The following is a 1,236-nucleotide window of genomic DNA, read 5'->3' as shown; positions in this document are numbered from 1 at the left end:
CGCTATCCTATCGTTAAAAAGCGTACTTTACCTTCACGTAAAGCCCAGCCAAAAACTGCTTGATTTCTCATTTTTTGAATTTTTTACTTTGCTTTTTTTCAACTCAGCTTCCCTGAGTCATTTTGTGTTTTTAGTCTAAAGTTCAGTTTTAAGACAACCTCTAGGAGAGCCATTATTTTTCCCTATTCCCAGCATTTATTTGCATAATAGCGATTGACAAGTAGAATAAAAGACACTAACTAACAAATTTGCGGCTTGTGGAAAAAATTCATGTAGCTAAAAAGACGTTAGGCTAGATGCGATGGGTGAAATATTTATACCTATTGCCTGGAAATAACAACCCATGCTAACAAAAACACCAAACACCAGCGGCGAATTGGCCACCAACTTATTAGTCCATTATAGTTTTGACCTCAATGGGTATAGTGCCAGTGAGTTAATTAACCATTGGCGAAAAGACTACCCGCTTGATTGGCTACATTTAGCAGTTATTGAAGCTCTGTATCAAGGACGCTATAAAGCGATATCAGTACAACAAATATTAACCTTTTGGCAAAGGCGTGGGCAGGTGTCTCATCATTTCAACATGGAATTTGAACGGATGATTTGTAGCAAATTTCCAGAAAGTCTAACCAAAACATCTGCACCCGTTTTACCAGCCATACCACAAGCAACGCCAATGCACCCAGCCAAGACGACCCAAAAATTACCTGCTTCATCTAGTAATTATTACATCGAGAGTCACACTGCATCAGGATATCAAGCAGATCAAGAACAACAAGTTCGAGCATTAACAACCCCCTCGTTTAAAGTTGCTGCGGATACCAGTAAGAGACAGTTAGCCGCATCTGTGAGTCAAAAGCTCATGACTCAGGGAACTTTATCTACACCTAAGGAACTACCCGAATTAATGCCAGCAAATGCCAATAATCCCCCAATTGGACAATTTACTCCCCAAAGGAGCGATCGCTCTGATTCCTTTACATCTAAACTCAAAGCCATGACTAGCGAACAGCCAGAATTTACTATTTAGGGGACTGGTGATTGGTGATTGGTGATTGGTGACTGGGGAAGATTAATAACCCAATGCCCAATGCCCAATGCCCAATTAATTAGGGTTTGCTGATAGCGTAGCGTGGCGTTAGCCATATAAATCCGAAAACTTTACAGGTAAAGGGTTTTAGCTATTTTGACTTGTACTGAGCGACTTGTACTGAGCCTGTCCTGAGCCTGTCC

1 protein-coding gene is annotated in these 1,236 nt (G+C 40.9%); it reads left to right on the top strand.

Annotated elements, in window-relative coordinates; translation table 11 throughout:
• Positions 1-343: 343 nt before the first annotated feature.
• Positions 344-1,033 (top strand): hypothetical protein, encoded by a 690-nt coding sequence (locus tag FFR48_RS27930; RefSeq protein WP_137669580.1) that lies wholly within the window; start codon positions 344-346, stop codon positions 1,031-1,033.
• Positions 1,034-1,236: the final 203 nt, after the last annotated feature.

Source organism: Sphaerospermopsis reniformis (genome assembly GCF_005402885.1).
GTDB lineage: Bacteria > Cyanobacteriota > Cyanobacteriia > Cyanobacteriales > Nostocaceae > Sphaerospermopsis > Sphaerospermopsis kisseleviana.
Note: the sequence above shows the minus strand (reverse complement) of the source record. Positions and strands in the feature narration are given on the sequence as shown.